Raw genomic sequence first — 26,276 nt, forward strand, 5'->3', positions numbered from 1 at the left:
TCTTCCCTAGAATCCGCCGGGGTCAGCGAATTTTAGATCTCCGATCCAAACTCTGGCGAGTTCAGCTTCGGGGCTACTGCGCGATCAGTTCCTGGATTTTCCCGTGCAGGGCCTCGGCGTTGGCCGGTCCGCTGCCGACTTTGATCATTTGCACTTTGCCCTCGCGATCGACCAGCACGGCATGCGGGATACCGGTCACGCCGTACTCCTGCTGTAGCGTGCTGTCCTGGGGCGTAAAGATCGTCGGATGGCTCATGTCCTTGGACTGCAGGAATTGGGCGATCGCTTCGCGTTCCTGTTCGGGGGTGGCATCTTCGCTGCGGACCGCCCGACCGGCTTCCTCGTCCCACGTGTAGTTGTAGTAGCGGGTGATGCCGACGATCTCAAAGCCTTGCTCGCCGAACTCCTCTCGCCACTCGCGGAGGTGCGGGAAGGTGGCGATACAGGGGCCACACCAGACGGCCCAGAAGTCATACAGCACAACCTTGCCTTTCAGCGAGTCTTCCAGACCTTCGCCGCCGCCCTCGACGTTGGCCCAGGCGTCGATCTGCAGCGGCGGCGCGGGTTTGCCGATCATTTCGGTCTGCTTCCGCGCGGCCTCGATGCGGCTTTCATACGACTTGATTCGCGACAGCATGCGAGACAGGGCCGAGTTTTCCTCGGCATACTCGCCCACGCGATCCATGACTTCGTCGATTCGCTCCATAGCCGCTTCGGGATCGTCGCGATAGCTCGACGCGATCTCCATGCCGGCGATGTTGACGTACTGCATGCGCAGGCGGTCCGATTCGGGAAACGCTTCCATGGCCGCGTCCAGGGCTTCGTGCAGCTGTTCGTTGTAGGCTTCGTCGCCCACACCCAGGCCGCTGCGGGTACCGAGCAGTGTCAACAGGCTGATGTGGGCGAGGGCCGATTCTTCGGTCTTGGCGTGCGTGGCCAGGCTCTGCACTTCCGCGGTAATTAATTCTTTGGCTTCGTCTCGCTGGCCCGCGCGAGCCATCGCGACGGCTTTGGTTCCCAGCAAACTGGCGACCGCTGGCAGCAGTGCGGCCGAGTCGTCGGATTGCAGCTCGCGGAGGCGGGCAAGCGTGCGGTCCAACGCATCGGTGGCCTGCGGCTCCGCACCGGAACGCAAAGCAAAGGCGGCCAGCTGCTGGGCGCTGGACGCCAATTGCTGAGCACTGTCGACATCCTCGGTGCGCTGGAATTGCTCTTCGAACAGCTTCTGATACTGTGCGGTCGCCTTGTCGTACTGCCGGCCGCTGGCATAGCGAACGGCCACCATCTGCCGCAGCGACTGCAGGCGTCGTAGCATGCCGACTTCGTCGCCGCTCTGATCGGCGAACGCCTCATCCAACGCCGCTGCCGCATCGTCCAGCTTGCCTTCTAGGACGAGGCTTTCGATCTGCGCGGCTCGCTCCGCCGAGTCGCTCAGATCCGCCTCACCGGACGTCGCTTCGGCGTCCTGGGCAAAGCCAGTCGGCATCTCCGTAACGGCCATGAAAGGCAAAGCGACCAGGGCCACGCGCAGCGCGCGCAACAGCAAAACAGAATAGGTCATGACAAGAATTCCCCGAGAAAGGCAACGGGGCGAACGAACGCCGCTCTACCCCACAAGCAGAAGTATATCACTGCTGTCGACTTGGGGGGCGAAGCAGCGTCAAGCCGATGGCAGCAACGCTTCGCTCCGGTACGGCGCACCTTCTTGCCGGACCACCAGCGGCGCCGCTTCGCCCTTCGCCGCCGCGCATTCCGGTGCCGGCTCGGCAACGCCCGTCGAGGCGGCAAGACCGCGGACGATTTGACGACGGATCCGGCCTACGGTTTGCTGAGCATCTTCCGCAACGGCCGCGGCCAGCGAGCGGTCTCGCAGTGGCGACAGTTCCACGAGGGCGGAAACCTGCGATTCCAGTTGCTCAAGCCATTGCAGCAAATGCTCGGAGGGGCTTTCATCCGACAAGGAACGTAGGTCCTCCTGCCCGAGCTCGCCACGCAGGACGCGGATCGAACGCGGGGCGTCGATACCGATCTGGGTTTGATGCGCGCCGCAGCGCAACACACGGATCAACACCGAAAGGTCCGGCAGCGTGATTGTTTCCTGAGGTTTACGTGACAGCACCAACATTATCCCATCCTCCGAATCGACCGATAACGAATTCCCAACTTGTTGGAAGTGTAACCCTGGATAGAGTGGTGTACAACCGTGATTTGCCTGTTGGGAGGTTTTTCTATCCAGGTGGTGTAGTGTTCATGGGTTTAGTGCATCGCAAATCTCCTGGCTCTAGCGGATCTTATGTATGAGTGCGAAGCTCGGGCGCATCAGCCACGCCAGTGGCGACATGTGGTAACCCCAGACGCGAGCCTGGGGTGCCGCTTTTGTTCGTGATGTTTACGTTTCCCCGGGCTCGCGCTTTGGGGCTAAGCACGTCGGCATGAATCTTTCGGTGAAACCCCGCGACAACACCCTCCCGCGCAGCGGGAGGGTCGGGCTCTTAGGCCCGGGGAGGGCCCTACGAAAACCCTCTCCGGGCCTAAGAGCCCGACTCTCCCAAGGGGAGAGTGATGTCGAATTAAAGGTTGCGACGTGCTTACCACAATCAATCGCTCCGCGATTTAGGAACATTCGTTCCCGTACATTAATTCCGCTGGAGTCAGCAAATCTCAAATCTCACATCTCAAATCTCAAATCTCAAATCCTTGCAGGTAACGCCGACGATGCATCATAGATTCGGCCCTCAGTTCCACGACGACGGCACGGTTTCGTTTCACGTTTGGGCTCCGGGGTGCCAGAGCCTTGATCTGCAGTGGGCCGACGAGTCGGCCGAGGCGCTGGCGATGACTGCGGACGAAGCCAACGTTTTTACGGTTCGGACGCCGGCCACCGCCGGGGACCGCTACTGGTTTCGCTTGCCGTCCGGAGCCCTCCGGCCTGATCCGGCCAGCCGGTTTCAGCCCGCAGGCGTTCATGGGCCATCCCAGCTGGTAGACCAGCGCGGTTTTGCCTGGACCGACGCCGACTTCGCGGGCATCCGGACGCGGCAGATGGTGCTGTACGAATTGCACGTGGGGACGTTCACCGTCGAGGGCACTTACACCGCTGCGATCGAGCGGCTGGAGGAATTGAAATCGCTGGGCATCAACGCGATCGAGCTATTGCCCGTGGCTCAGGCCGCGGGATCTCGCAACTGGGGCTACGACGGCGTGAATCTGTTCGCCCCCAGTTACGGCTACGGCTCGCCCGATGATCTGCGCCGCTTGGTCGACGCCGCCCATAGGATCGGGATCAGCGTGATCATGGACGTGGTCTACAACCACTTCGGCGCCGAGGGAAATTACTTGCACGAGTTCGGCGGGTATGTGTCCAAACAGCATCAGACGCCCTGGGGCGACGCCCCGAATTTTGATGAGCCCGGCAGCGAGCAGATGCGGGCTTTTATCATCCAGAACGCCGCCTACTGGATCGAGGATTTTCATTTGGATGGTTTGCGGCTGGACGCGACGCACTGCATGGCCGACCACTCGCCGGTTCACGTCGTGCACGAGATCGGCCAGCGCTTCGAGCAACTCAAACAGCACACGCGGCGACCGCTGCACCTGATCGCCGAGAGCAACGTCTATGACGAGGACCTGCTGCGGCCGTTGGCTCGCCGCGGGCATGGTTTCGACGCCATCTGGTGTGACGACTTTTTGCATTCGGTGTCTGCGCTGGTGCGTCCCGAGGAGCAGATGTCCAGCCGCGAGTATCGCCAGCATTACGACCTGGACCTGACGCTGCGACGCGGATTCGTCTTTCTGGGCGGCCTGGGGGTGCAGCGGCGACGCATCGAGATCGACGAACCGGTCGATCCGGTGCCGGTGGAGTCGTTGGTCGTGTCGATTCAAAACCACGACTTCGTCGGCAACCATCCCCACGGCCGGCGGCTGCATCAATTAACTTCGCTGGAGGCCCACCGATCGGCCGCGGCACTGATGTTGTTGTATCCGGCCATTCCGATGCTGTTCATGGGCGAAGAGTCGGCCGCCGAACAGCCGTTCTTCTTCTTTACCGATTTCGGCGACGAGCCTTTGCGCAAAGCCGTCGAGGAGGGGCGAAAGGCCGAGTACCCCCAGCACGACTGGACCAACGTCGAATCGCCGCTGTCGCTCGAAGCGTTCGAGCGGTCGAAGCTGGGGGAAGACGCGCCGCACAGCGACAGTATGCGTCGCTGGTACCGCCAACTGATCTCGTTGCGGACGGCTTGGCAGAACGATGATCTGTTGCGCTGGAAAAATCTCAAGGCGGCTTGGAGCGAGCACGATGCCATGGCCGCATTTGCCTATCGGCACGAGGGCCGGGCTGGCTTCGCCCTGATGCGGCTGCACGAACCCGACCACACGCCTGCGCCACTACAGTATGAGGTGGACGGCGACGTATTGCTGCACAGCAGCTGCGAAGCGGACGACCGCCGGCCAAACCACTGGAACCTGGGGGCCTACTCGGTCCTGGTGGGCCTGGGCGAAGTGCACCGCCTGACGAAGTCCTAAGCAGGTTCGAGTTATGTAAATCTGTTTTTGTCTGTTCCAACTCCAAGAAAGCTTCATCATGCCCGCGAAACGAACCCTCGGAAAAACCAACCTCTCGGTCACCCAGCTCGGCTACGGCAGCATGGGGCTGCGCGGACCGCGGACCTGGGGCAAGCGGGTGGTCGACGAAGCCGATGCTGAGGCCTTCTTGAACCGGGTCTTGGACGCGGGAATTAACTTCATCGACACCGCCCCGGATTACGGCATCGCCGAACAGCGAATCGGGCGCTACATCTCGGCCCGTCGCGACGAGTATTATCTGGCGACCAAGTGCGGCTGCGTCTACACCCAGCACGAGGACCACCTGGAGATCGATCACCAGTGGCGCACCGACGTGATTCGAGCCAATCTGGAGACGAGTCTCGAGCGGATGCAGACCGATCACGTGGACCTGTTGCAGTTTCACGGCGGCGACGCAGAGACGCTCCAGCGGGAGGGGCTGATCGATTTGCTGGAAGATTTTCGGCGTCAGGGCTTGGTGCGATTCATCGGCGTGTCCAGCAAACTGCCCGACGTCGACGGCCTGATCGACCTGGACGTCTTCGACACCTTTCAGATGCCCTACTCTTGCCTGGCTCCGGAGCACAGCGATGCGATGCAGCGAGCCGCGGACCGCGGTGCGGGCGTCATCGTGCGTGGCGGCATCGCTCACGGCGGTCCCGACGCGGAGATCCAGCGGCCGGCGCTGAACGACGTCTGGCAGCGAGCCGGGTTGGATGAAGTGAAGCCCGAGGGCATGTCGCGAGCGACGCTGCTCTTGCGGGCGACGCTGTCGCATCCGGCCTGCGACACCACGATCGTCGGCACCTGCAACGCCGAGCATCTAAAAGAGAACCTGGCGGCGGCCGAAGCCGGCCCCCTACCCGACGACCTGTTAAACGAAATCCACCGCCGCGTCGCCACAGTGGCATAGGCTTCCAGCCTGTGAAGAAACCAGTGGCATAGGCTTCCAGCCTGTGAAAAGCTCCCCCCAACCCATCACCCACCATGCATGCCCTGCTCTTGATCGACATCCAGAACGACTTTCTGCCCGGCGGCGCGTTGGGCGTGCCCGACGGCGACGCGGTGATTCCGATTGCCAACGCGCTGATGGCCGACTACGCCTGTGTGGTGGCCACGCGCGACTGGCATCCGCCGAACCATCTGTCCTTTGCCAGCCAGCATCCGGGCCAGAACGTGGGCGATGTCGTGACGCTGGGCAGCCAGCCTCAGGTACTCTGGCCGGACCACTGTGTGCAGGGCTCGCACGGTGCGGACTTCGCGGCGGAGCTGGATGTGCGGCGCATCGATCATGTGATCTTCAAGGGCACTGAACGCGAGATCGACAGCTACAGCGGCTTCTTCGACAACGATCACCGCCACGCCACCGGCCTGGACGCGACCTTGAAGCGAGCCGGCGTCGACGCGGTGGACATCGTCGGCCTGGCGACCGACTACTGCGTGCGTTTTACGGCGCTCGATGCCCGGCAGTTGGGCTATACGGTGCGCGTGTTCCAAGCCGGGGTCCGCGGCGTCAACCTCGCCGCCGGCGACAGCGACAAAGCCCTAGCGGAAATGCAAGCCGCCGGCGTTACGCTCGTTGTCTAGAACGCCGACGGATCTGTAGACCAAAATCGCGGATCAAAAAACTCGTCCTGCTTTCCCGGGCGCCTAGCGGCGGCGGGGGCGACGGCGGTTCATGGGGTTCAGCTTTTTGCGTTTGGGCTGGTCGTCCGCTTCTTCTTTGGCCGGAGCTTGGGGCGGCGGTTCGACGGCTTCGAAACCTTCGATTGTGTCGCGGATCAATTCTTTGTTGATGCGTTGTTCGATCGAGGTCAGGAAATCGCCTTCGCCGGGCACGATAAACGTGAATGCCACGCCATCGCGGCCCATCCGCCCGGTGCGGCCCACGCGGTGCACGTAGTCGTCGCTATCCTGAGGAACGTCGTAGTTGACGATGTGCGAGATCGTGCTGACGTCGATGCCGCGGCCGACCACGTCGGTGGCCACCAACACCTTCAGCTTGCGGTCGCGAACCGACTGCATCACGCGGTCGCGTTCACGCTGCTGCATGTCGCCGTGGATACAGCCGACGGACTCGAACTCCTTCGATAACAATCGCTGCAACCGGTCGGTCCCGCGTTTGGTCCGGCAGAAGACGATGGTCTGTTCGGGGTTCTCGCGTTTGAGCAGGCGGAACAGCAGCTTGCTTTTGCGGTCCTGGGCGACGGTGAAATAGCGCTGTTCGATGGTCTCGACCGACATTTCGTCTTTGCTGCAGTCGATCACCTCGGGCTTGACCATGTAGGACTCGGCCAGCCGGCGGACGGTCGAGGACAGCGTGGCCGACAACAGCAGGGTTTGGCGGTCTCGGGGGCAGCGCCGCAGGATGCGTTCGATCTGCGGGCGGAAGCCGATATCCAGCATCCGGTCCGCTTCGTCCAGAACCACGCACCAGATGCTGTCGGTCCGCAGGGTGCCGCGTTGGATGTGATCGTGAATACGGCCCGGGGTTCCGACGACGATCTGCACGCCGTTGTTCAGGTGCCGCAGTTGGCGGTTCATGTTCTTGCCGCCGGCCAGCACGCAGATCTCGGTGGGCACGCCGAAGGCCAGCCGTTCGATTTCGCGGCCCACCTGATCAGCCAATTCGCGGGTGGGGACGACGACCAAGGCTTGGGGGTCTCGGCAGTCCTCCAGCGAATCCAGTTGTTCCAGGATCGGGATGCCGAAGGCCGCCGTTTTGCCGGTACCGGTGCGGGCCTGACCGATGACGTCCAGACCATCCAACGCCAAAGGAATCAGCGCGGCCTGGATGGGCGTGGCGTCGGTGAACCCCGCCTTTTTCAAGGCGGCTTGCATGATTGGCGAGAGGTCGAGGTCTTTGAACCGCGTCGGCTTTTCGTCCGCAGACTTGTTCATTGACACTGATCAGACTTGCGTTATGAGGAGAAAATAGGAGAGGGCTATGTTTTAAACAATTCCTCGGGTCCTCAACAGTAGCCCACTTTCAAGTCTTTGCCGCGATTATTCTGACGTCGCGCCGGCTCGTGCCGCCAGTTTTTTGCGGGCCGAGTAGCGGCGGACGGCTTCGTCGAATACGACGCCGGCAAACAAGGCGGTTCCGATGACCACGAATTCCCACTCCTTGCCGATCCCCAACAGATCGATCGATTTGTACAGACAACGCATCACCGCTGCGCCCGCGATCACGCCCAGTAGTGCGCCCTGCCCGCCCCGCAGCGAACACCCGCCGAGGACCGCCGCGGCGATCGCGTACAGTTCGTAGAAGTTGCCGGCCGTGCTGGGCGCCATCGTCGTCCAGTCGACCAGGAACAGGATGCCCGCCAAGCCGGCCAGGGTCGAGCAGATGACGTAGGCCAGGACGGTCAGCCGCCGCGTGGCAATGCCGCTGTAGAGCGCCGCCTGTTCGTTCTGGCCGAGGGCCAACAGATGCCGGCCGTAGACGGTTTTGTAAAGAAAAATCCAGGCTGCCGCGGTGACCAACGCCAGCAAGACCCCGGTCCAGGGAAACTCGATCCAGGTCACCCAGGCTGTGCTGGTGCCCGCGATCCGGCCGGCAAAGGGCAGCGGGAACTCGAACGCGGCCCCGCCGACGCTCTGGCGGAACTCCAGCATCGCGTTACCAAACCCCTTGGCCGTGTCATCGGAAAGGATGCGAGCCATGCCGCGGTAAATCAGCAGCCCGCACAGGGTGACGACGAACGGTTGCAGTCGCCCCCAGGCGACCAGTAACCCATGCACCAGACCCACCACCGCGCAGAACCCCAGCACGATGGCCCCGCACGTCCAGGGGCTGCGGTGCGCCGTGATCACATGCCGCACGCTCTGACCCGAACGCGTCAGAGCAACCGCTTGGCCGATGGTCGGCGGCGAGCCGCCAGAGCGCACCCTCAGCCAGGTCTGGCCCTCGATCCGCTCGGTGCCCAGGACCAGCAGGCTGGCCTGCTCGGTCTGTAATTGGTCGCCGGCGCGGACCGTGGGCAGGCGATCGCGGAGTCGCACGACGGTCTGGGGCTCGGGCTCGCCCGGCTCCGGTTCGCGGAATGGCTGCACCGCGGCCACGGAGGATTGGTAGTCGACTTCGTACTTTTGGAAATCGCCAATGGTGATGAAGATCACGCCGGACAGGGCGATCAGCGACCCGATCGACAGGTCGATCCCGCCGGTGATGATGACAAAGGCCACGCCGATCGAAATCAATCCGTACAGGCTGGTGTCGCGGATCAGCGAGCGGATGTTGCCGGGATCGAGGAACAGGCCGTTGAACCACGTGGTCAGGCCCACGATCGCCAGCAGGAGGACGAAGATGCCCAGGTTTCTAGATCGCATTTACGTGTCCTCTCGCGCGGTTCCGACCGCCAGTTGCATCAACGCTTCCTCGCTCAGTTCCGACCGGTCCAGCTCGCCAGCGATCCGGCCCTCGTGCATGACCAGTGCGCGGTCAGCCATGCCCAGCACCTCTTCCATCTCGCTGGAAACGAACAGGACGGCGACGCCGTCGGCGGAGAGCGATTCGATCAGTTCATAGATTTCGTGCTTGGCACCGATGTCGACGCCGCGGGTCGGTTCGTCCAGCAGCAGGACGGCCGGTTCGCGGAGCAGCCACTTGCCGAGGGCGACCTTCTGTTGGTTGCCGCCGCTGAGCGTGGCGACCGGGGTATTCTGAGTGGCGGTGCGCACGCCCAGCCGCTCGATCAACTCCGACGTGACGCGTTGTTCCCAGGTGGGCGATCGCCAGGGGGCCGAAGGGGCGTCGCCCAAAGCGGCCAGCGTCATGTTGTCTCGCACGCTGGAGTCGAGCAGCAGGCCGGTCGCTTTACGGTCCTCGGGAACCAGTGCCACACCGTGGCGGATGCTGGCGGCCACCGTGCCGCCGCGCAGGGGCTTGCCGTCGACGGTGATCTGGCCGCCGAGTGCGGGGCGGACGCCAAAGATGGTTTCGACCAATTCGGATCGGCCCGCACCGACCAGTCCGGCCAGAGCCACGACCTCGCCGGCGCGAACTTCCAGATCGATCGTGTGCTGCGGCGCGGTGGCCACGACCAAGCCCCGTACGCTCAGCCGCACCTCGCCGGCTGCGTGCGGAGAATGCGGAAAGAATTGGTTCAGGTCGCGGCCCACCATGCGGCTGACCATCGCATCGTGAGTGATCTCCTCGCCGCACAACGTGCCCGCGTTGCGGCCGTCGCGAAGCACCTCGACGCGGTCGGCCAGCCGCTGAACTTCGGCCAAGCGGTGGCTGATGTAGACGATGCTGACGCCTTGGCGGCGGAGTCGATCGACGACGGTGAACAGCCGCTGGGTTTCGCGTGCCGAGAGGCTGCTGGTCGGTTCGTCCATGATCACCAGCGAAGCGTTGGCCGAGAGTGCCTTGGCGATTTCGACCAATTGCTGCGCCGCCAGCGGCAGCTCGCCCAGCGTGGTGGCGGGGTCGATGTCCAGGCCCACGCTGCGAAGGTGCTCGGCCGCCTGGCGCTGCATCGGTCCGCTTCGCAGCCATCCCCAACGCCGGGGTTCGCGGCCCAGAAAGATGTTTTCGGCGACCGTCAGGTTCTCGGCCAGGTTCAGTTCCTGGTGGATCAAAGCCACACCGGCGGCGATCGCCTCGGCCGGCGAAGTGAACTCGACCGGCCGGCCGTCCATTTCCAGCGAGCCCTCATCGGGCGGCTGGATGCCGGCCATGATTTTCATCAGCGTGCTCTTGCCGGCGCCATTTTCTCCGATCACCGCCAGCACTTCGCCGGGGCGGACCGCCAGCGAAACGTCTGCCAGGGCCTGGACGCCAGGAAAGCGTTTGCAGACCGAGTGAACACGCATGCGTGGCGTCGAGGAGACGGAATCGGCAGAGCGGGACATCGAACAAAGCCGAGCAAAGGAATGGAAAAGCCACACCGGCGGAAGGTTCCGAAGATTTTAATCGCTTTCAACAGGCCGCGTGGGGTGAGGGCGAAGGGGTTGGTGGGATGGAGTTGGTGGCTGTGGCTGGTGGGATGTGGCTGGTGGAAGTGGTTGGTGGAAGTGGTTGGTGGAAGTGGTTGGTGGGAAGTGGTTGGTGGAAGTGGTTGGTGGGAAGTGGTTGGTGGGAAGTGGTTGGTGGGAAGTGGTTGGTGGGAAGTGGTTGGTGGGAAGTGGTTGGTGGGAAGTGGTTGGTGGGATGTGGTTGGTGGGATGTGGTTGGTGGGAAGTGGTTGGTGGGATGTGGTTGGTGGGATGTGGTTGGTGGATGTGGCTGGTGGAAGTGGTTGGTGGATGGAGTAGGTGGCTGTGGTTGTGGTTGTGGTTGTGGTTGTGGTTGTGGTTGTGGTTGTGGTTGTGGTTGTGGTTGTGGTTGTGGTTGTGGTTGGAGGATGGAGTTGGTGGATGAAGTTGGTGGGTTGGAGTTGGGGATGTTTGGGCTGCGAGTTGCTCTTAGCCCGAAGGGCGGCACAGCCCTTGCCGGGGACGTGAGTCCCCGGGTTCGCGCGATTCTAACGCTCAGCCCGGAGGGCGGCACAGGTGCAGACCAGCTATGTCGCCCCTCCGGGGCTTTTGTTTGTTCGGGGGTGGGCGGACCGACGGTTGACACCGTCGGCAGGGGCTGTGTCGCCCTTCGGGCTGGTGCTGCGGTCGGGCGGAATTGTTGCGGCTTGGAGTGTTTGGAGGCCGCTGCGTGGCTTGCCGCTGGTGTCCGGCGGACAGCCTGCACGCAGGCTGGTTCTGCGGTCGGGCGGAAATGTTGCGGCATGGTTTGTTTGGAGGCCGCTGCGTGGCTTGCCGCTGGTGTCCGGCGGACAGCCTGCACGCGAGCTCTTAGCCCGAAGGGCGGCACAGCCCCTGCCGGGGACGTGAGTCCCCGGGTTCGCGCGATTCTAACGCTCAGCCCGGAGGGCGGCACAGGTGCAGACCAGCTTGCGGTTAACTCCATAATCGCTCAGGGTCATAATCAACCTCGTGACGCTTGAGGAATCGCAGATATTCCTCCTTGAAGGACATCTTCCGATGATGCTCTACTTGGTTCTGTATGTAGTGCGCGACTTGGTCTTTCTGAGATTGGCTCACCGTGAAGGCGCCGTAACCGTCTTGCCAGTGGAAGTCGAAACCACGCGGTTGCACGTTGTTGATGTGGTTGCTGGTATTCGACTTCACCTTCTTCACGAAGTCCGCGACGGCTAGCTTGGTAGGGATTCGAACGAGTAGGTGGGCGTGGTCTTCGAAGCCACCCACTTCCAGTGCAAAGCCTTCAACGTTTTTTACTACGCCGGCCATATAAGACCAGACGCTGGTGCGAAGTTCTGTCTTCCTCAGTAGCGGTTTGCGATGTTTGACGCTGAACACGATGTGATAAAGCAGACAGTGGTGCGTTGACATCTTGCATGCCCCTTGCGAAAAGAAGTCGTCAGTAGAGAACCTTCAGCGTACCACGGCCGATGGTGGCTGTGTCGGCCTTCTACACAGTCTGTGCTTGGCTCTTAGCCCGAAGGGCGGCACAGCCCTTGCCGGGGACGTGAGTCCCCGGGTCCGCACATCCGGCAAGACCGTTAAAGCGTCTTCGACTCATCAGTCGCCTTGTCAAAACGTCACGCCGGGGACGAAGCTGCTCACGCCTGTGACTGGTGGCGACCGATCAGCGACCAAGGGGCTTTCGCATTTCAACGAGGTTCGCATGTCACAGTACTCCAGCCAGCCGAAGGCCGCCGCGCGACCGGGCGTCGCTCTGGCGGCACGCCAGGGCAGCCGGCGTGCGACAGCGGCAACGGTCACTTCTGCGCATCGCAACAACCTGCCACTGGATCACGCCAGCCGCCTGCTGAGCGAGACGGCTCATGATCTGCGCACCCCGCTGTGCGCCATCCGCGAGTCGGCACGCTTGGTCAACGACGGCTACCTCGGACCCATCACGGCCGAACAGCGCAGCTGCCTGGACGGGGTCTTCGAGCAGTGCGAGGCGATGGAGCAATTGATCGCCGACATGATGTCGCTGGAGCAACTTCGCAGCGGTGCCCCGCAGGTCTATCGCCGCTGGGTCGATCCGCTGCAGATCGTGCGTTCGGTCACGCAGACGGCCACACCGGCACTGGCTCGATGCGACCTGAGCCTGGTATGGGATCGGCCGGAATCGCTGCCAGAGGTGTACGCCGATCCGGCGAAAACATCGCGTTTGCTGTTGAACCTGATCGGCAACGCCGCCCAGGTATTGCCGGGCGGCGAACAGGTTCTGGTGCGGATCGAGGCGGTGGCGGCCAGCGGCATGCTGCGCGTCACCGTAGCGGATCACGGCCCTGGAATGGACCTCTCGGCGATCGACGCGTTCTCACAACGCGGCGTCTCCGGCACCGGCGGCAGCGGTCTGGGGTTGGCGATCAGCCGCCAGATGGCCGCCCTGCACTTCAGCACACTGGAGATCACCAGTTGCCGCGGCGTGGGCACGCAGGTCGCCTTCGAATTGCCGGCGGCCGGACCCGCTTCGGTCGCCGACGCTTGGGTGCGTTGGCGCAGTCAATTCGTCCAGCCGCCCAAGGTCACGCCGCGCCGTAGCGCCGCCGCAGCGGCCGAAGCGATGCCGAACGTGCGACTGGATCCACCCTCATCGCCGCCCGCCGAACCGCCGCATTCGCACGGCCGCACCGCGGCGATGGTGGCATTGTTGCCCGACGGCACACCGCCGCGCAACCGACACTGCGCGGTGGCCGTGGGAATCCGCTTGGGCGAGACGGTGGCCAGCCGGATCGCCGAGCAGGTTGAACAGCGGCTGCAGGACAGCACCCAACTGTATGAGTTGGCGTTTCGCACCGACCAACGTCGCTGGGTCCTGTTGTTGGACGCCGACCTGCGCCAGGCTCGGCAACGTATCGACGATCTGAAGAAGCAGTGGTCGGCCAGCTTGCCCACCGCTCGGCTGAGTTGGACGGAACTGTTGGAGTTGCCTATCGGTTCGCGATCCTGCCGGGCCAGCGTGCGGGATCTGTTGGTGCGAGGCTCGCTGGTCGCACCGGCGTCGATTCCGGCGGCGGATTATCAGATGGTCCGCGGCGGCGGGGCTTTGCCGGCAGTCTCACAGATCGCTACGCGGCGGCTGGACGACGAATTGCGACGGTTGGCGTTGCACGTCGGACAACAAGGCCGGCGGCTGCAACATCAAGCCGCGAAAAGTCGATTGCCCGGTTCGCCCCGGAACAGCTGAGCGACTATGGCACGATCAGATACGGACGGCATCGTTCGATGGTTTTGGGACCGATGCCGCGTACCCGCTGTGCCACATCCTCCAGCGACTCGTACTCGCCTCCGGCGTTGCGCTCGGCGACGATCCGCCGGGCAGCCACCGGGCCGATATTTGGCAACAAGCACAGCTCGGCGAATTCGGCACGATTGATGTCGACTTGCAACAGCGGTGGTTCAGCACCCGCTCTACCGGCTCCGCCGGCTTGCACCGCTGCGGCCGGCGGTGCCGCTTGCTGTTGCTGTTGCGGCGGCTGGGCCGACCACCACGAGAGTCCCGCGGCCAGCGCCAACACGAGGCTGAGGGCGATCACCAGTCGCTGGATTTGCGGTTGGTCGATACTGCTGGACACCATCCCTTTCATCCCGGTGTTTTGCTTTACAATGCCATTTGGCAAAGATTAAATGCCGCTTGGCAAAGATTAAACGATGGCCCGCGGCGCCACCACAACCCGATACCGCCACCAAGGAAGCAGACGGAACCACCATGAAACGCGATTATGCCAAAGTCGTGCCCGATGCAGCGATGGAAGACGATTGCCGCCAGTTGGTGCGGTTGGCGGTGCGGGAGGACCTGGAACGTTCGATCGACTGGACGACGGCTTGCTTGATCGCCAACGACCAACGCGGGGCGTGTCAAGTCGTGCCGCGACAGACGGGCATTTGTGCCGGACTGGTGACGGTGGATTGGATCCTCGATGAAACGGAGGCGGACCTCAAGGCCGAACCGCTGGCTCGCGACGGCGACACGCTGCATGCCGGCCAGCCGATCCTGCGGCTCGAGGGTAGCGCTCGCGATCTGTTGACCTGCGAGCGATTGATCTTGAACGTGCTGTGCAAACTGTGCGGCGTCGCCTCGCTGACCGGCCGCTACGTCCAGGAGATCGCCGGCACCTCGGCCGCGCTTTACGACACGCGTAAAACCACGCCCGGCTGGCGGCGGCTGGAAAAGTACGCCGTGGGGTGCGGCGGTGGACGCAATCACCGTACGGGCTTGTTCGACGGGTTTCTGATCAAGGACAACCATCTGGCCCTGGCCGGCGAAGCGGCCAAGGGACTGTCGCCCCGGGCGGCGACCGAGCTGGCACGGCAGTGGGCCGAGGGCCGCACCGAGATGACCGCCGCCCCGGAGATCGTCGAGATCGAAGTCGACTGCCTGGAGCAATTGGCCGAGGTATTGCCGGCCGGCCCGGATATCGTGCTGCTGGATAATTTCACCCTGGAGCAGTTGCGTTCGGCGGTCCAGCTTCGCGATCAGCAGGCGCCGACAGTGGAACTGGAAGCCAGCGGCAACGTCACGATCGATACGATCCGCGAGATCGCCGCGACCGGTGTGGAACGCATCAGCAGCGGAGCTTTAACGCACCAGGCCGTGTGGGTGGACCTGGGGTTGGACTGGCAGCAGCAACCGTGAGCTAGGTTTGGGCAGATGAGGCGGGACCCTGGACGGCAATTTGTCCCGCCCCGTCTCGGTTCCGGTTCCTTCTGTTCGCACTGTGCCAAAGCCGCTGCATGCCTGCTTCACAATCCATTCGCGCGGATCGTTCCTTTTGGGATTTTCTGCAGCCCGCTCTGGATGCCGGCTGCATCCTACTGACGCTGCTCGCCGTCAAATGGTCGGCCCATGGGGTGCTGGGAGAGCTGGGACTGGCGATGGGTCTGATCGCCGTGGTCGTGTTTCTGTTGCTGTCTCAATTGACCGGGTTGACCCGGCGGTTCAGTGGCGAAGCGGCCGACCGGGAGATTCTGGTGGTGCTGGGGACCTGGACCTTGTGCGTGCTGACGCTCGCCCTGGTAGGCATTGCGACGCGCTACAACGAACTGTTCTCACGAGCGGTTCTGGCCGTCTGGTTCGTCACCGCACCCTGCATGATCACGCTGGTCCGTATGGCTGCGCGGATCCTCCAGCGCGGGCTGCTACAACGCGGTGTGGGCGTCCGCCGAGTGGCCATCGCTGGGTTGAATGACCTGGGGATGCAGACTGCCGACAATATTCACAGCGATCCGGGATTGGGACTGCGTTTCGTCGGCTTTTATGACGATCGCCAAGAGGCTCGTCTGCCCCAGCGTTCGGGGATCCCGGCGGAGCTGGAGGGCAATCTCGCGGCGTTGGTTGCCGCGGCTCAAGCGGGCCAGATCGATAGCATCCTGATCACGTTGCCGATGCGCGCCGAAAATCGCATCCGTTATCTGCTGGATCAGTTGAGCAATTCCACGGTATCGGTGTACATCGTTCCCGACTTTTTCGTTTTCGAACTGTTGCACTCGCGGTGGACGCAGATGGGCGGCTTGCCGGCGGTCAGCGTGTTTGAAAACCCGCTGTACGGCGTCGATGGCGTGACCAAGCGAGCGGCCGACTTTGTGTTGGCTTCGGCCGCTTTGGTCTTGGCCGCGATCCCGATGTTTCTGATTGCAATCGCCGTCAAATGGACGTCGCCCGGACCGGTCTTCTTTCGCCAACGTCGTTACGGGCTGGACGGCCGCGAGATCCGGGTATGGAAGTTTCGTTCGATGCGTTCCTGCGACGACGGGGCGGTCGTTAAACAGGCCACCAAGGGTGATTCGCGGATCACGCCCGTGGGAGCATTCATCCGCAAAACCAGCCTGGATGAACTGCCCCAGTTGTTCAACGTTCTGGAAGGATCGATGTCCCTGGTCGGACCGCGTCCGCATGCCACGGCCCACAACGAACAGTACCGCGGTCAGATCCGCGGTTACATGCTGCGGCACAAAGTCAAACCCGGGATCACGGGACTGGCCCAGGTGTCCGGCAGCCGTGGCGAAACCGACACCCTGGATAAAATGCAGCAGCGCATCGAGCTGGATCACCAGTACATCCGCCGCTGGTCGCTGTGGCTGGATCTGAAGATCCTGGCCAAGACCCTGCTGGTCGCCTGGCGGCAACCCGAAGCGTACTAAGCAGGTAGGCAGGAGTCTTTCGGCAAATCAGCCGTTTTGGCGTTAGCCAAGGTGGACCGCCTGGAACCGTGGGCTAGCGCCCAAACGGCTAATAAGATTACCCCCAATCATTCCTGCCTACCTGCTTAGCCGATTCCCCGTAGCGGAACTCGCCAGCGTTTGGACAGTAGCGGATAGCCGCTGGACGCGACGGCAGCCCGGTGCCGAAGGGCAACCTGCGGTCAGCCGTGTTGCCTTTCGCTCCGCGCAGTGTTGCCTTTCGCTCCGCGCAGTGTTGCCTTTCGCTCCGCGAAAGTTGCTGAGGATGTCCTGGGCTACTTTCGGCGGAGCGAAAGGCGACTCTGGGCTACTTTCGCGGAGCGAAAGGCGACTCTCGGCTACTTTCGGCGGAGCGAAAGGCGACTCTGGGCTCAGTGGCCTTCGGGGCCGGCTTTGGGGGCTTCCTTCAGCGACGCCAGGTAGGCGACCAGGTCACGCATTTCGCGGGGACTGAGGAAGTTGACGATATCGGCGGGCATCGCCGATTTGCCTTTCTTCCTCGCCACGATCGTTTCCTGGTCGATCACCTCTTTGTCGCCCTCGGGGTTGATCAGTTCGATCGTCTGGTCGGTTTCCTTCAGGACGATGCCGGTATAGGTATTGCCCAGATCGTCGGCCAGCACGGTGGTTTCGAAACCTTCCGCGATGGCCGCATCGGGCAGGACCAGCGATTCCAGCAAGTACTTGCGATCACGCTTCTTGCCGACGTCGCTGAGGTCCGGACCCACGTCGCCGCCGCTGCCGCCAATCTTGTGACACCGGACGCAGGAGACTTCGGTCTTGCCCGTGAAGATCTTTCTGCCGGCCGCGACCGACCCACCTTCCAGGCTCGGCAACCACTTGCCCAGCGGGCTGGTTTCGGTCCGCTGGTCCAGGGCCGCTTGCAGTCGGCTCCGCAGCGATTCATCCAGCTTGCCTTCGGCGGCTTCGAGGACGTTCAACTGGGTATCGGCCGGCAGTGAACCGTCCAGGAACTTGCGGATCCCGGCTTCGATCACATCGCGAGCGAATTCGTCGCTGCTGCGGGCCAACAGATCCCAGGCCTGTTGGCGTTCCTCGACCGACTCGCTTTCGGTGGCCTTGCGCAAAAACGGCGCCGCCTGGTCGGGTTGCGTTTTGGCGAGCACTTCCAGTGCCGCCATCCGCAAGGCGGCTTGGTTGCTACGCAGGGACTGCCGGGCGACGGCCGCGGCTTGACCGGCGTTGAGTTTCGACAGCGACAACAGGGCCGACGCCCGCGCCGACGGCTTCAGATCCTTGGTATTGATTCGCTGGATCAGGATCGGGACCACATCTTCCAGCCCCATCGACGCGGCCAAGGCCACGGCTTTGGTCTTCACCGCTTCGCCGGCTCGCAGCAAACCCGGCATCACTTCTCGCAGGGCATCGCGAGCCACGTCGCCGGAACGCTCTGGCAAGGGACGCACGTCGTTGAGGACGCGGTCGCGGAGATCCGGTTTGGCCCACTCCTCCAGCATCGCCAGGGCTTCCAACCGCATCGTCTCGGAAGCCCCGGCACGTTCGGCAAACACGGCCAGACGCCGTGCCGCCTCGGGCGTGCCCAGGCGGTAGTTGGCGTTCAAAATGCGGCGTGTCAGCGAGTCGTTATCGCGGGGCGTTTTGGCCAGCTCGGCAAGCGCCTCCAGGCCAACGCCGATCGGTTCGTCGTGGATGGCACGCGCCGCTTCGGCCACGACCAACGGTGATTGGTCGGCCAAGAACTGGGTGATCGACGGGTGCTGCAGGCGACGCAGGGCCACCACCGCGACGCGGCGAACCGCCTCGCTGGGATGGTCTTTCAACTGCGCGATCTGCTCTGCTGGAACGGCGCCGGCCAGGGCCATCATGCCGGCGTGCCGCAGCGCCGGATCGCGGTTGTCGTTGGCTTGCAGCAGCGAAACGATCTCGACCGCCGCGTCGGCATCGCCCAGATCATGGATCGCCATGGCGGCGAAGTACTGAACGCGAGCGTGCTGGTCGCGCAGCAGCCGCCGCAGCCGAGCAAGCACCTCGGGGGCAGCTTTGCCAGCGGCTGCGTTGTCGCCGACGAACTTGGCTGCGGCCGCTTGCACGAAAGGTTCGTCATCGGTCAGCAGCGACGCGATCGTCTGTACCGCTGCGGTTCGGCTCTCCGACCCGTCGGCCTGCCGACGGACGATTTGGTCGGCACCCCAGATCGCATGCAAGCGAGCCAGCCGCGAAGCCGTGGCATCCTGAGCCACGTCCAACAACAGCGGCAACTCGGCGCGAGCGGCCAATTGCCACTGGGCTTCCAGTCGAATGCGGCGGTCCTGGTGGCCGAGGTAATTGCCCAGTTGCTGGGTATCGACGCTGTTCCAGTCGCCACCCAGCAGTCGCTGGACTTCGGCAACGATCGGTTTGCCGGCGTGGGCGGGATCGGTCACGCGGTACATCCGTCCTTTGCCTTCGCCGTTCCAGCCGTTGACCCAGTCGGAAATCCAGATCGCTCCGTCCGGGCCGAACTGGACGTCGGTCGCCAGCACGCTCCAGATCAATTGTTCGTCTTCGGCCAGCTTGTAAAACGCGCCATCGGGTTCCAGGCGAAACGAGCGGATACCGCTGTTGCCGGGCGTGCCGCGAAAGTCGGCCAGCAGAAAATGGTCGTCCAGCCGCGAGCCGAAACCGGTGCCGGGATAGTACGTCAGACCGGACGGGCCGTCGGCAAAGTTGGCGATCGGCGGGACTAGATAAGCGGGTTGCTCCTGATGAAACGGTTCCCAGATCCGTTCGCGGTTGAAGGGGCCGCGGTCGGACAGGTACTGGTAGTACATCCGCCAACCGGTGTCGCCGCCCTGGAGGATGTGAATCAGGCGTGCGCGGTCGCCGCTGTCGCTGTTGTTGTCGCCGCTGAACAGGTCGCCGACGTCGTTGAACGCCAACTCCTGAGGGTTTCGCATGCCGGTGGCGAACACTTCCAGGTTGCTGCCATCCAGTTCACAGCGAAACACCGCTCCGGTGGCCGGATTGGACAGACGCCGGCCATCGGGCGTCAGCACATGGTAGCCGCGGTCACCGATGCTGTAGTACAGCCGTCCGTCGGGACCGACGACCAGGCCGTGCAGGTCGTGGCCGCGAAACGCCACTCGCACGCCGTAGCCATCGGACATTACGATCGACTCGTCCACCTTGCCGTCATCGTCGCTGTCCAGCATCTTCCAGACTTTGGGAATGCAGGTCAGGTACACGCTTTGATCGCGCGCGAGCACCCCTGCCAGGGTGCCTTCCTCCAGCCGATTGAACCCTTCGGCAAACGTCGTCACCTGGTCGGCCTTTCCATCACCATCCTCGTCGACCAACCGTCGCACGCGATCGATCTCTTCGGTGTAGGAAGCACCCTCATCGGGCAGCAGGCGTTTGTGGTAATCGATGCGGTCCTGCACCGTTTTGGCCGACAGGTCCGACAGCAACCACTGCTCGTCGTGTCCGCGGTTGTCGGTGACGCCTTTGTTCTGACGAAACGACTCCAGGACGAACAGACGGCCGCGGTTGTCGACGTCGAACGCCACGATGTTGGCGACCATCGGTTCGGCCGCAAACAAATCCGCGTTCCAGGTTTCCGGCAAGCGGATCTGAGCCAGGGCCTGCTGCGGTTCGTCCGAAGCTTCGGCAACGACCGGAGCGTTGGGCGGGGCCGCTGTGGCGGTCGTGGCCGCTGCCAGCAGATACGCCAACGCGGTCCATAGCAACATGCTCGGCGACAGGCGGTGGGCGAGCGGCAAGCGGTGAGGCGTCCGAGCGAAGGACGCGGTATGAGAAGAGGGCAGCAGCATCGAAAGCGACTTTTGGCGAGTACGGGACACTAGTAGCTCGGCCGTCTCCAGCCGAGAGGGAACATAGTAGCTCGGCTGTCCCCAGCCGAGAGGAAACATAGTAGCTCGGCTGTCCCCAGCCGAGAGGGAACGCGGTCCACGACCGGAAAGGCCGCGCGACTTGCACAGGCGGAAAGCCTATGCCACGAGGTCTATTGTAAAGCACCTTGCCGCGACGTCATGAGCAAAATCGCGATCCTGCCCGGCGGTGGGCGAGACTTCTTCTGCCGATGAGCAGGCGTCCTAGCGATTCGTCCAGGTTCCGTTTTCGCGAAGCCGATCTCGCCCAAGACTGGATCGAGGCGGTGAAAAGGTCCAAAGTCTGGCGACTTCAGCTACGGCTAGGCCCGCCGATCAGATAGTGACGCAGCACTAGCGGATCAGCAGGATCAACTGGCTGCGGATGTCCGGTCCTTGGCTGGCCGAAGCCATGCCGTTCCAGCCGTCACGTTCGAGCGGCATCAGAGGGGGCCGTTCCGGGCTGAGCGTGAAGTCCGCACGCTCGCCTTGTTCGCTGACCAATGGCCAGGCGGTCGAAGCGTCTGCGGAATGCTGGACCGAAGCGGGGTGCACTTGTTGCAGGTTCTGGACGGCTTTCGAAAGCGGCGGGTCGATCGCCATGTTCCACCGCAGCTGGGCGACGTTATCGGTATCGGCGAACAGCGAGACCATGAACTGGTCCAACGCTTTCCCGGACGCTTCGATGTACAGGATCTCCGCTCGGTCGGCCTCCGGCGACGCATCCTCCGCAGCGACCAGTTTGGCATCGCGCAGGTAGCCGACCACTTGTTCGCTGACTTCACGCCGCGCGGCCACTTCGATGCCAGCACTGGTCAATGCGCCCAGGACCGCTCGGCTGGCTGCGCCCTCCGGGGTCTGCGTCACTTCGTAGACCATCACGAAGCCCAGCGGTGCGGTTGCCGGTAAGTCGGTTTCCATCGCTCGTGGTTGCGGCGAGGGAGTCGGTTGTTCCAGAGTGTTCGCCGCGATTCGTGGTGAGTCCGACGAAGCGGCGGGCGCAGGGTCGGCGGTTTCGAGACGGTTGGGTTCGGGCTCGGGGGCAGGATCCGCCAACGGCACCTCTTCCATCACCTGAACCAGGTTTTCTGGAGCAAGGTTTTCTGGATCGAGGTTTTTTGGATCGAGGTTTTTTGGATCGAGGTTTTCTGGATCGAGGTTTTCCAGGTCGACATTTTCGGGGTCCACCGCCCCGGAGCCGGCCTGAGTCAACTCGTCGGGATCATTCGAGCCGGGGATCAGCATTGCGACGATCAAGACGGCGGCCGCCACGCCCACGGACCCGGACAAAGGGCGCAGCCAGCGACGGCGGCGGAATCGCGCGGATCCGGCCGCGCCGGTTCGATCGCCTTGGAGGTCGCGATCTCCTTGGAACGCTCGGGCGACTCGAGACGCCGAGTCTACTGAAGCCGTTCGGTTCGTCGGCCGTTCGCCGGACGACGCCGATCGGCTGTCGTGCAGCGGTTCGGAGGCTTCGTTCGCCGTCTCGGCCGCGGCGGCAGCCAAGGCGGCTTTCATCACTCGTTGCGTAAATTGCGGCGGCAGCTGGGCGTTGCCCAGGCGCGGATCTTCTCGCATCGCACGCAGCCGCAGGGCCCGCTCGTCACGCAGCCGCTGCAGTTGGTCGGCCACCCACGGATCATCCTTGATCGCGGCTTCCAGTGCCGACAGACGCTCACCCTTCAGAGCATCGTCTAGATACTCCTCGAGCAGCGTTTGAATTTCGTTGCGGGGCAAAGACATGCCGGATCCGCCTGAAGTACATTTTCTGTTCCGATACCGGCGGTGATTTTTCGTCCCTTCACCGGCGGCCGAGCAACGATTATCACAAGAACCGTCGTCGATTGATACAGCTCCGATGCTCGGGGCGACGACAAAGTTCCCTGATTTCAAGTCGGCGAGCTGGGAATTTCGCGAGTTTTTTCGTGCTTTTTTGAGTACGCCCGCCAGCCACAATAAACGGCGGGGTGTGCTCCCCACATGGAAGTGGCGGATCGCGGGAGGGCGCCTGCCGACCTGCTCAGTCTTTCGAGGAAGATATGGGCGAGGTTTCTGCCTGTCGCTGAGCGGCGTCCCATTCCGCCAGCCGACGCTCCCGCTCCCGGCGTTCGCGGTCATTCGTACGGACGAAGAAGAACCAAGCGAGACTGCCGCCGGTCAGGGCCATGGCGAGGACCAACACGGCAAGGAATTCCGCGGCGCTAATCACGGTTCATTGCCTCCTGGGGTACGTGGATGAGAGGAGTAAACGTCAAGATACACCGGATCCGTTGGAGTCCGGAAATCTGACACTTTTTTGTAACGGCTGGCGGAAGGCGGCGGTATCGGCTGCGACAAATTGGAACCGATTTTGTGGCGGTCTCAGGGCCGGGCGGGCCTATGCTTCCGGCCTCTCGCGTTGCCTTCTATACTTTGGGCCGACCTGTCGAATCCGCCCAGAACGAGTACTAGTAGAAGACCCTGCGATGAAAATTCACGAGTTTCAGGCCAAGCAACTGTTTCGCGAGGCAGGCGTCCCCGTCTTGGAAGGGGTTGTTGCCCGCACGGCTGCCGAAGCCAAACAGGCGTTTGAGAAACTGGGCCAGCCCTTGGCAGTGGTCAAGGCTCAGATCCATGCCGGCGGCCGCGGTAAAGGGCATATTGCCGACAACCCGGAGCAGAGAGGCGTGGTGCTGGTTCGCAGTGCCGACGAAGCCGAAGCGGCAGCGGCGGCGTTGCTGGGCAAGACGCTGATTACGATCCAGACCGGTCCCGAAGGCCAGACCGTCAACCAGGTGTTTGTCGAGCAGGGTTGTGACATCGCTCGCGAACTGTACATGGGCATCGTGCTGGACCGGGCGGCGGCCCGGCCCGTCCTGATGGTCAGCACCGAGGGCGGCGTGGAAATCGAAAAGGTGGCCGAGGAAACGCCCGAATTAATCCTCAAGGAACACTTTGATCCGGCCGTCGGCATCGAAGCTTTTCAGGTCCGCAAGCTGTGCAAGAAGCTGGGCATCAGCGGCCCGGCCGCTCGCAGTGCCGGCAAGTTTATGGCCGCCCTGTGTCGCTTCTACGTCGAGAAAGACTGTGCGATGGCCGAGATCAATCCGGTGGTCATCGACAGCGAAGGACGCATGCTGGCCCTGGATGCCAAAATCACCTTCGACGACAACGCCCTGTTCCGCAACAAGGAACTGCTCGAGCTGCGAGACCTGAACGAAGAGGACCCGGCGGAAGTGCGTGCGGCCGACAGCGGGCTGAGCTACGTCAAACTGGACGGCAATATCGCCTGCCTGGTCAACGGAGCCGGGTTGGCGATGAGCACGATGGACATCATCAAATACCACGGCGGCGAACCGGCGAACTTTCTGGACGTCGGTGGCGGAGCCAATACCGAACAGGTCACCGAAGCGTTCCGGATTCTGTTGGCCGATCCGAACTGCAAGGCGGTGCTGGTGAACATCTTTGGCGGCATCGCTCGCTGCACCACGATCGCCACCGCCCTGATCGAAGCCAGCAAGACCGTCGGCTTCAACGTTCCTTTGGTCGTGCGACTCGAAGGCACCGAAGTCGAAGAGGGACGGCAGATGCTGGCCGACAGCGACGTCGACGTGATCACCGCGGTCGACCTGACCGACGCGGCCAAGAAAGTCGTCGCGGCGATCGCTTGATCGCGCCCACGACGTTTCCGACGTCGGCGCCAGCGCCTCAGGACGCCGACGCTTCAAAACAGCTATCCATCAACACAACCAACCAGCAACACATCCAATAGCGGTCGCCATGAGTATTTTGGTCAACAGTGAAACTCGCGTCCTTTGCCAGGGCATCACCGGCAGCGCCGGCGGATTCCACACTCGCGGATGCAAAGAGTACGGAACGAAAATGGTCGGGGGCGTCACGCCCGGCAAGGGCGGGCAAACGGCTGAAGGCCTGCCCGTATTCGATACGGTCGAAGAAGCGGTTCAGGAAACCGGTGCCGATGCGACGATGATCTTCGTCCCCCCGCCGTTCGCCGCCGATGCGATTCTCGAAGCCCTCGATGCCGGGATCCGCATCATCGCCGCGATCACCGAAGGCGTGCCCGTGCTGGATATGGTTCGCGTCTACGAGAAGGTCCGGGCCAGCGATGCCGTGCTGATCGGCCCCAACTGCCCCGGATTGATCACGCCGGGCGAGTGCAAGATCGGGATCATGCCCGGTTACATTCACCAACCCGGCAAGGTGGGAGTGATGAGTCGCAGTGGGACGCTGACCTACGAAGCGGTCTGGCAGACGTCCAGTTTGAAGCTGGGACAGAGCACCTGCGTTGGTTTGGGCGGTGACCCGATCGTCGGGACCAACTACATCGACCTGTTCAAACTGTACGAGAACGATCCGCAGACCGAAGCGATTCTGATGATCGGCGAGATCGGAGGCAGTGCCGAAGAGGAAGCGGCGGCGTATGTGAAAGAACACGTCAGCAAGCCCGTGGCCGCCTTCATCGCCGGTCGCACGGCTCCTCCCGGCAAACGCATGGGCCACGCCGGCGCGATTATCAGCGGCGGCAAAGGAACAGCGACCGAAAAGGTGGCTGCGTTGGAAGACGCCGGCATCGTCGTCGCCCCCACCCCGGCCGACATGGGCGCCGCGGTCAAAGAAGCCATCGACCGGCAGGGTTAGTTGGTTGATGGTTGATGGTTGATGGTTGATGGTTGATGGTTGATGGTTGCTGGTTGCTGGTTGCTGGTTGATAGGACGCTAACAACTAACAACTAACAACTAACAACTACCCTCCAATACCCAGGGCCGCCTTCATGCGCTCAAGCGCGGCGGCCGTCTCTTGTCGGGCGTCTCCGCCGGCTTCGTATTCCATGGCCACGTACCCGGCGTAGTTCACCTCGCGGAGGATGTCGGCCAGCCGCTGGAAATCGGCGTCTTCGTGCTGGCCCTGTTCGTTGCGGATGGCCACTTTCCACTGCACGTGCACCGCGCGGTCGGCGCACTGGCGAAGCTGGGTGTAGGGATCGGTGGGGAAGTTGCCGGTGTCCAAATTAATTCCGACCCAGGGGCTGTCGACGGCATCGAGAAAGCGCAGCAGGGTTTCGGCGGTGATGCCGCCGTGGTTCTCCAGGCCGATGACCACGCCTCGCTCGCCGGCGTGCTGGGCACAGCGGCGCACGGCCGCCACGCTGGCCTCAAACCGCTGGGGGTCGGCCAGCGTTTTTGCTCGGCCGGCGAACAGGCGGATGTGCGAGGCGCCCAGCAGGGCGGTTCGTTCGATCCACCGCAGGGCCGCGGCAACGTCCTGTTCCAGCTCGTCCCCGCGGTACTCATCGAAGCGGTTGCCGATCGCCGTGCCACAGATCGGCACCCCGCGCCGAAAGGCGTAGCGACGCAGCTGGAGCAGTTGATCGTCGCGGACGTCGGGCGGAAAGAAGTAAGCGGTCAACTCCGCGGCAGCACGATGGGCCGCACAGAAATCGATAAAGCCTTGCAGATCGATGCCGGGCTCGCGCGGCTCCTGAGCTCGTCCGCGGGACCAGGCGAAATGCGATCGCAAAGAATAAGCCGACACGGCCGCCTGCGGCCAAAACACCTCCGCAGGCGATGCCGCAGATAGAGACGAACGTGGAGAAAACGCCATGGCAGCGGACAGCGAAAGGAACGTGCGGCGGTCAGGACGTAGCATGCCGGGTACTCGTTACGAGGAAACAAACGTCGGTTAACTGTCCCAGCCGAGGCTTCAACAAC

20 protein-coding genes are annotated in these 26,276 nt (G+C 63.0%); 9 read left to right on the forward strand and 11 right to left on the reverse strand.

What is annotated here, in order from left to right; translation table 11 throughout:
* Nucleotides 1-73 precede the first annotated feature (73 nt).
* Both GE027_RS05510 and GE027_RS05515 read right to left on the reverse strand, forming a co-directional pair.
* Nucleotides 74-1,561, reverse strand: a complete 1,488-nt coding sequence (locus tag GE027_RS05510) for a TlpA family protein disulfide reductase (protein WP_153556179.1) — start codon at nucleotides 1,559-1,561, stop codon at nucleotides 74-76.
* 99 nt (nucleotides 1,562-1,660) lie between these two features.
* Nucleotides 1,661-2,119, reverse strand: coding sequence for a carbon storage regulator (locus tag GE027_RS05515; protein WP_162006589.1), 459 nt, complete (start codon nucleotides 2,117-2,119; stop codon nucleotides 1,661-1,663).
* A 596-nt stretch (nucleotides 2,120-2,715) separates the two neighbouring features.
* Here GE027_RS05515 and treZ point away from each other — a divergent pair.
* From treZ to pncA, 3 genes are all read left to right on the forward strand, one after another.
* Nucleotides 2,716-4,524 carry a malto-oligosyltrehalose trehalohydrolase gene (gene treZ / locus GE027_RS05520; protein ID WP_153556181.1) on the forward strand — a complete coding sequence of 603 codons (1,809 nt, stop codon included), beginning with the start codon at nucleotides 2,716-2,718 and terminating at the stop codon, nucleotides 4,522-4,524.
* Between the two features lie 58 nt (nucleotides 4,525-4,582).
* Nucleotides 4,583-5,476: an aldo/keto reductase gene (locus GE027_RS05525; protein WP_153556182.1), complete on the forward strand. Its 894-nt coding sequence runs from the start codon at nucleotides 4,583-4,585 to the stop codon at nucleotides 5,474-5,476.
* A gap of 74 nt (nucleotides 5,477-5,550) precedes the next feature.
* Nucleotides 5,551-6,150, forward strand: coding sequence for a bifunctional nicotinamidase/pyrazinamidase (gene pncA, locus GE027_RS05530; RefSeq protein ID WP_153556183.1), 600 nt, complete (start codon nucleotides 5,551-5,553; stop codon nucleotides 6,148-6,150).
* A gap of 63 nt (nucleotides 6,151-6,213) precedes the next feature.
* Here the strand turns inward: pncA and GE027_RS05535 are convergent, their stop codons facing one another.
* From GE027_RS05535 to GE027_RS05545, 3 genes are all read right to left on the reverse strand, one after another.
* Nucleotides 6,214-7,464, reverse strand: coding sequence for a DEAD/DEAH box helicase (locus GE027_RS05535; RefSeq protein WP_153556184.1), 1,251 nt, complete (start codon nucleotides 7,462-7,464; stop codon nucleotides 6,214-6,216).
* A 105-nt stretch (nucleotides 7,465-7,569) separates the two neighbouring features.
* Complete coding sequence (locus tag GE027_RS05540) at nucleotides 7,570-8,895, reverse strand: ABC transporter permease (protein ID WP_153556185.1); 1,326 nt, start codon at nucleotides 8,893-8,895, stop codon at nucleotides 7,570-7,572.
* Nucleotides 8,896-10,383, reverse strand: a complete 1,488-nt coding sequence (locus GE027_RS05545) for a sugar ABC transporter ATP-binding protein (protein WP_237607308.1) — start codon at nucleotides 10,381-10,383, stop codon at nucleotides 8,896-8,898.
* Between the two features lie 208 nt (nucleotides 10,384-10,591).
* On the opposite strand from GE027_RS05545, the gene GE027_RS23020 reads away from it, so the two are divergent.
* Nucleotides 10,592-10,930, forward strand: a complete 339-nt coding sequence (locus tag GE027_RS23020; RefSeq protein ID WP_202617335.1) for a hypothetical protein — start codon at nucleotides 10,592-10,594, stop codon at nucleotides 10,928-10,930.
* A gap of 530 nt (nucleotides 10,931-11,460) precedes the next feature.
* On the opposite strand, the gene tnpA is transcribed toward GE027_RS23020, so the two are convergent.
* Nucleotides 11,461-11,913 (reverse strand): IS200/IS605 family transposase, encoded by a 453-nt coding sequence (gene tnpA, locus GE027_RS05555; protein WP_153556187.1) that lies wholly within the window; start codon nucleotides 11,911-11,913, stop codon nucleotides 11,461-11,463.
* A 295-nt stretch (nucleotides 11,914-12,208) separates the two neighbouring features.
* On the opposite strand from tnpA, the gene GE027_RS05560 reads away from it, so the two are divergent.
* Complete coding sequence (locus GE027_RS05560; RefSeq protein ID WP_153556188.1) at nucleotides 12,209-13,726, forward strand: sensor histidine kinase; 1,518 nt, start codon at nucleotides 12,209-12,211, stop codon at nucleotides 13,724-13,726.
* Between the two features lie 4 nt (nucleotides 13,727-13,730).
* Here the strand turns inward: GE027_RS05560 and GE027_RS05565 are convergent, their stop codons facing one another.
* Nucleotides 13,731-14,117 carry a ComEA family DNA-binding protein gene (locus tag GE027_RS05565; RefSeq protein ID WP_162006590.1) on the reverse strand — a complete coding sequence of 129 codons (387 nt, stop codon included), beginning with the start codon at nucleotides 14,115-14,117 and terminating at the stop codon, nucleotides 13,731-13,733.
* Between the two features lie 131 nt (nucleotides 14,118-14,248).
* Between GE027_RS05565 and nadC the strand changes: the two genes are divergently transcribed.
* Complete coding sequence (gene nadC, locus GE027_RS05570; RefSeq protein ID WP_153556190.1) at nucleotides 14,249-15,175, forward strand: carboxylating nicotinate-nucleotide diphosphorylase; 927 nt, start codon at nucleotides 14,249-14,251, stop codon at nucleotides 15,173-15,175.
* A gap of 98 nt (nucleotides 15,176-15,273) precedes the next feature.
* Nucleotides 15,274-16,680 carry an undecaprenyl-phosphate glucose phosphotransferase gene (locus GE027_RS05575; RefSeq protein ID WP_153556191.1) on the forward strand — a complete coding sequence of 469 codons (1,407 nt, stop codon included), beginning with the start codon at nucleotides 15,274-15,276 and terminating at the stop codon, nucleotides 16,678-16,680.
* Between the two features lie 410 nt (nucleotides 16,681-17,090).
* Here the strand turns inward: GE027_RS05575 and GE027_RS05580 are convergent, their stop codons facing one another.
* The 3 genes from GE027_RS05580 to GE027_RS05590 form a co-directional block, all read right to left on the reverse strand.
* Nucleotides 17,091-20,510, reverse strand: a complete 3,420-nt coding sequence (locus tag GE027_RS05580) for a PVC-type heme-binding CxxCH protein (protein ID WP_237607310.1) — start codon at nucleotides 20,508-20,510, stop codon at nucleotides 17,091-17,093.
* Nucleotides 20,511-20,921: 411 nt separating this feature from the next.
* On the reverse strand, nucleotides 20,922-22,310 hold the full coding sequence (locus GE027_RS23890) for a hypothetical protein (protein WP_237607313.1): 1,389 nt from the start codon (nucleotides 22,308-22,310) through the stop codon (nucleotides 20,922-20,924).
* A 277-nt stretch (nucleotides 22,311-22,587) separates the two neighbouring features.
* Complete coding sequence (locus tag GE027_RS05590) at nucleotides 22,588-22,776, reverse strand: hypothetical protein (RefSeq protein WP_153556192.1); 189 nt, start codon at nucleotides 22,774-22,776, stop codon at nucleotides 22,588-22,590.
* A 256-nt stretch (nucleotides 22,777-23,032) separates the two neighbouring features.
* Between GE027_RS05590 and sucC the strand changes: the two genes are divergently transcribed.
* Together sucC and sucD are read left to right on the forward strand one after the other, a co-directional pair.
* The gene (gene sucC / locus GE027_RS05595; protein ID WP_153556193.1) at nucleotides 23,033-24,217 is read left to right on the forward strand and encodes an ADP-forming succinate--CoA ligase subunit beta; all 1,185 of its coding nucleotides are present in this window, start codon (nucleotides 23,033-23,035) and stop codon (nucleotides 24,215-24,217) included.
* Between the two features lie 109 nt (nucleotides 24,218-24,326).
* Nucleotides 24,327-25,205: a succinate--CoA ligase subunit alpha gene (gene sucD, locus GE027_RS05600; protein ID WP_153556194.1), complete on the forward strand. Its 879-nt coding sequence runs from the start codon at nucleotides 24,327-24,329 to the stop codon at nucleotides 25,203-25,205.
* 106 nt (nucleotides 25,206-25,311) lie between these two features.
* Here the strand turns inward: sucD and GE027_RS05605 are convergent, their stop codons facing one another.
* A complete protein-coding gene (locus GE027_RS05605) occupies nucleotides 25,312-26,214 on the reverse strand; it encodes a sugar phosphate isomerase/epimerase family protein (protein WP_153556195.1) in 903 nt (300 codons plus the stop codon).
* Nucleotides 26,215-26,276: the final 62 nt, after the last annotated feature.

Source organism: Roseimaritima sediminicola (assembly GCF_009618275.1).
In the GTDB taxonomy this organism is placed as follows: domain Bacteria; phylum Planctomycetota; class Planctomycetia; order Pirellulales; family Pirellulaceae; genus Roseimaritima; species Roseimaritima sediminicola.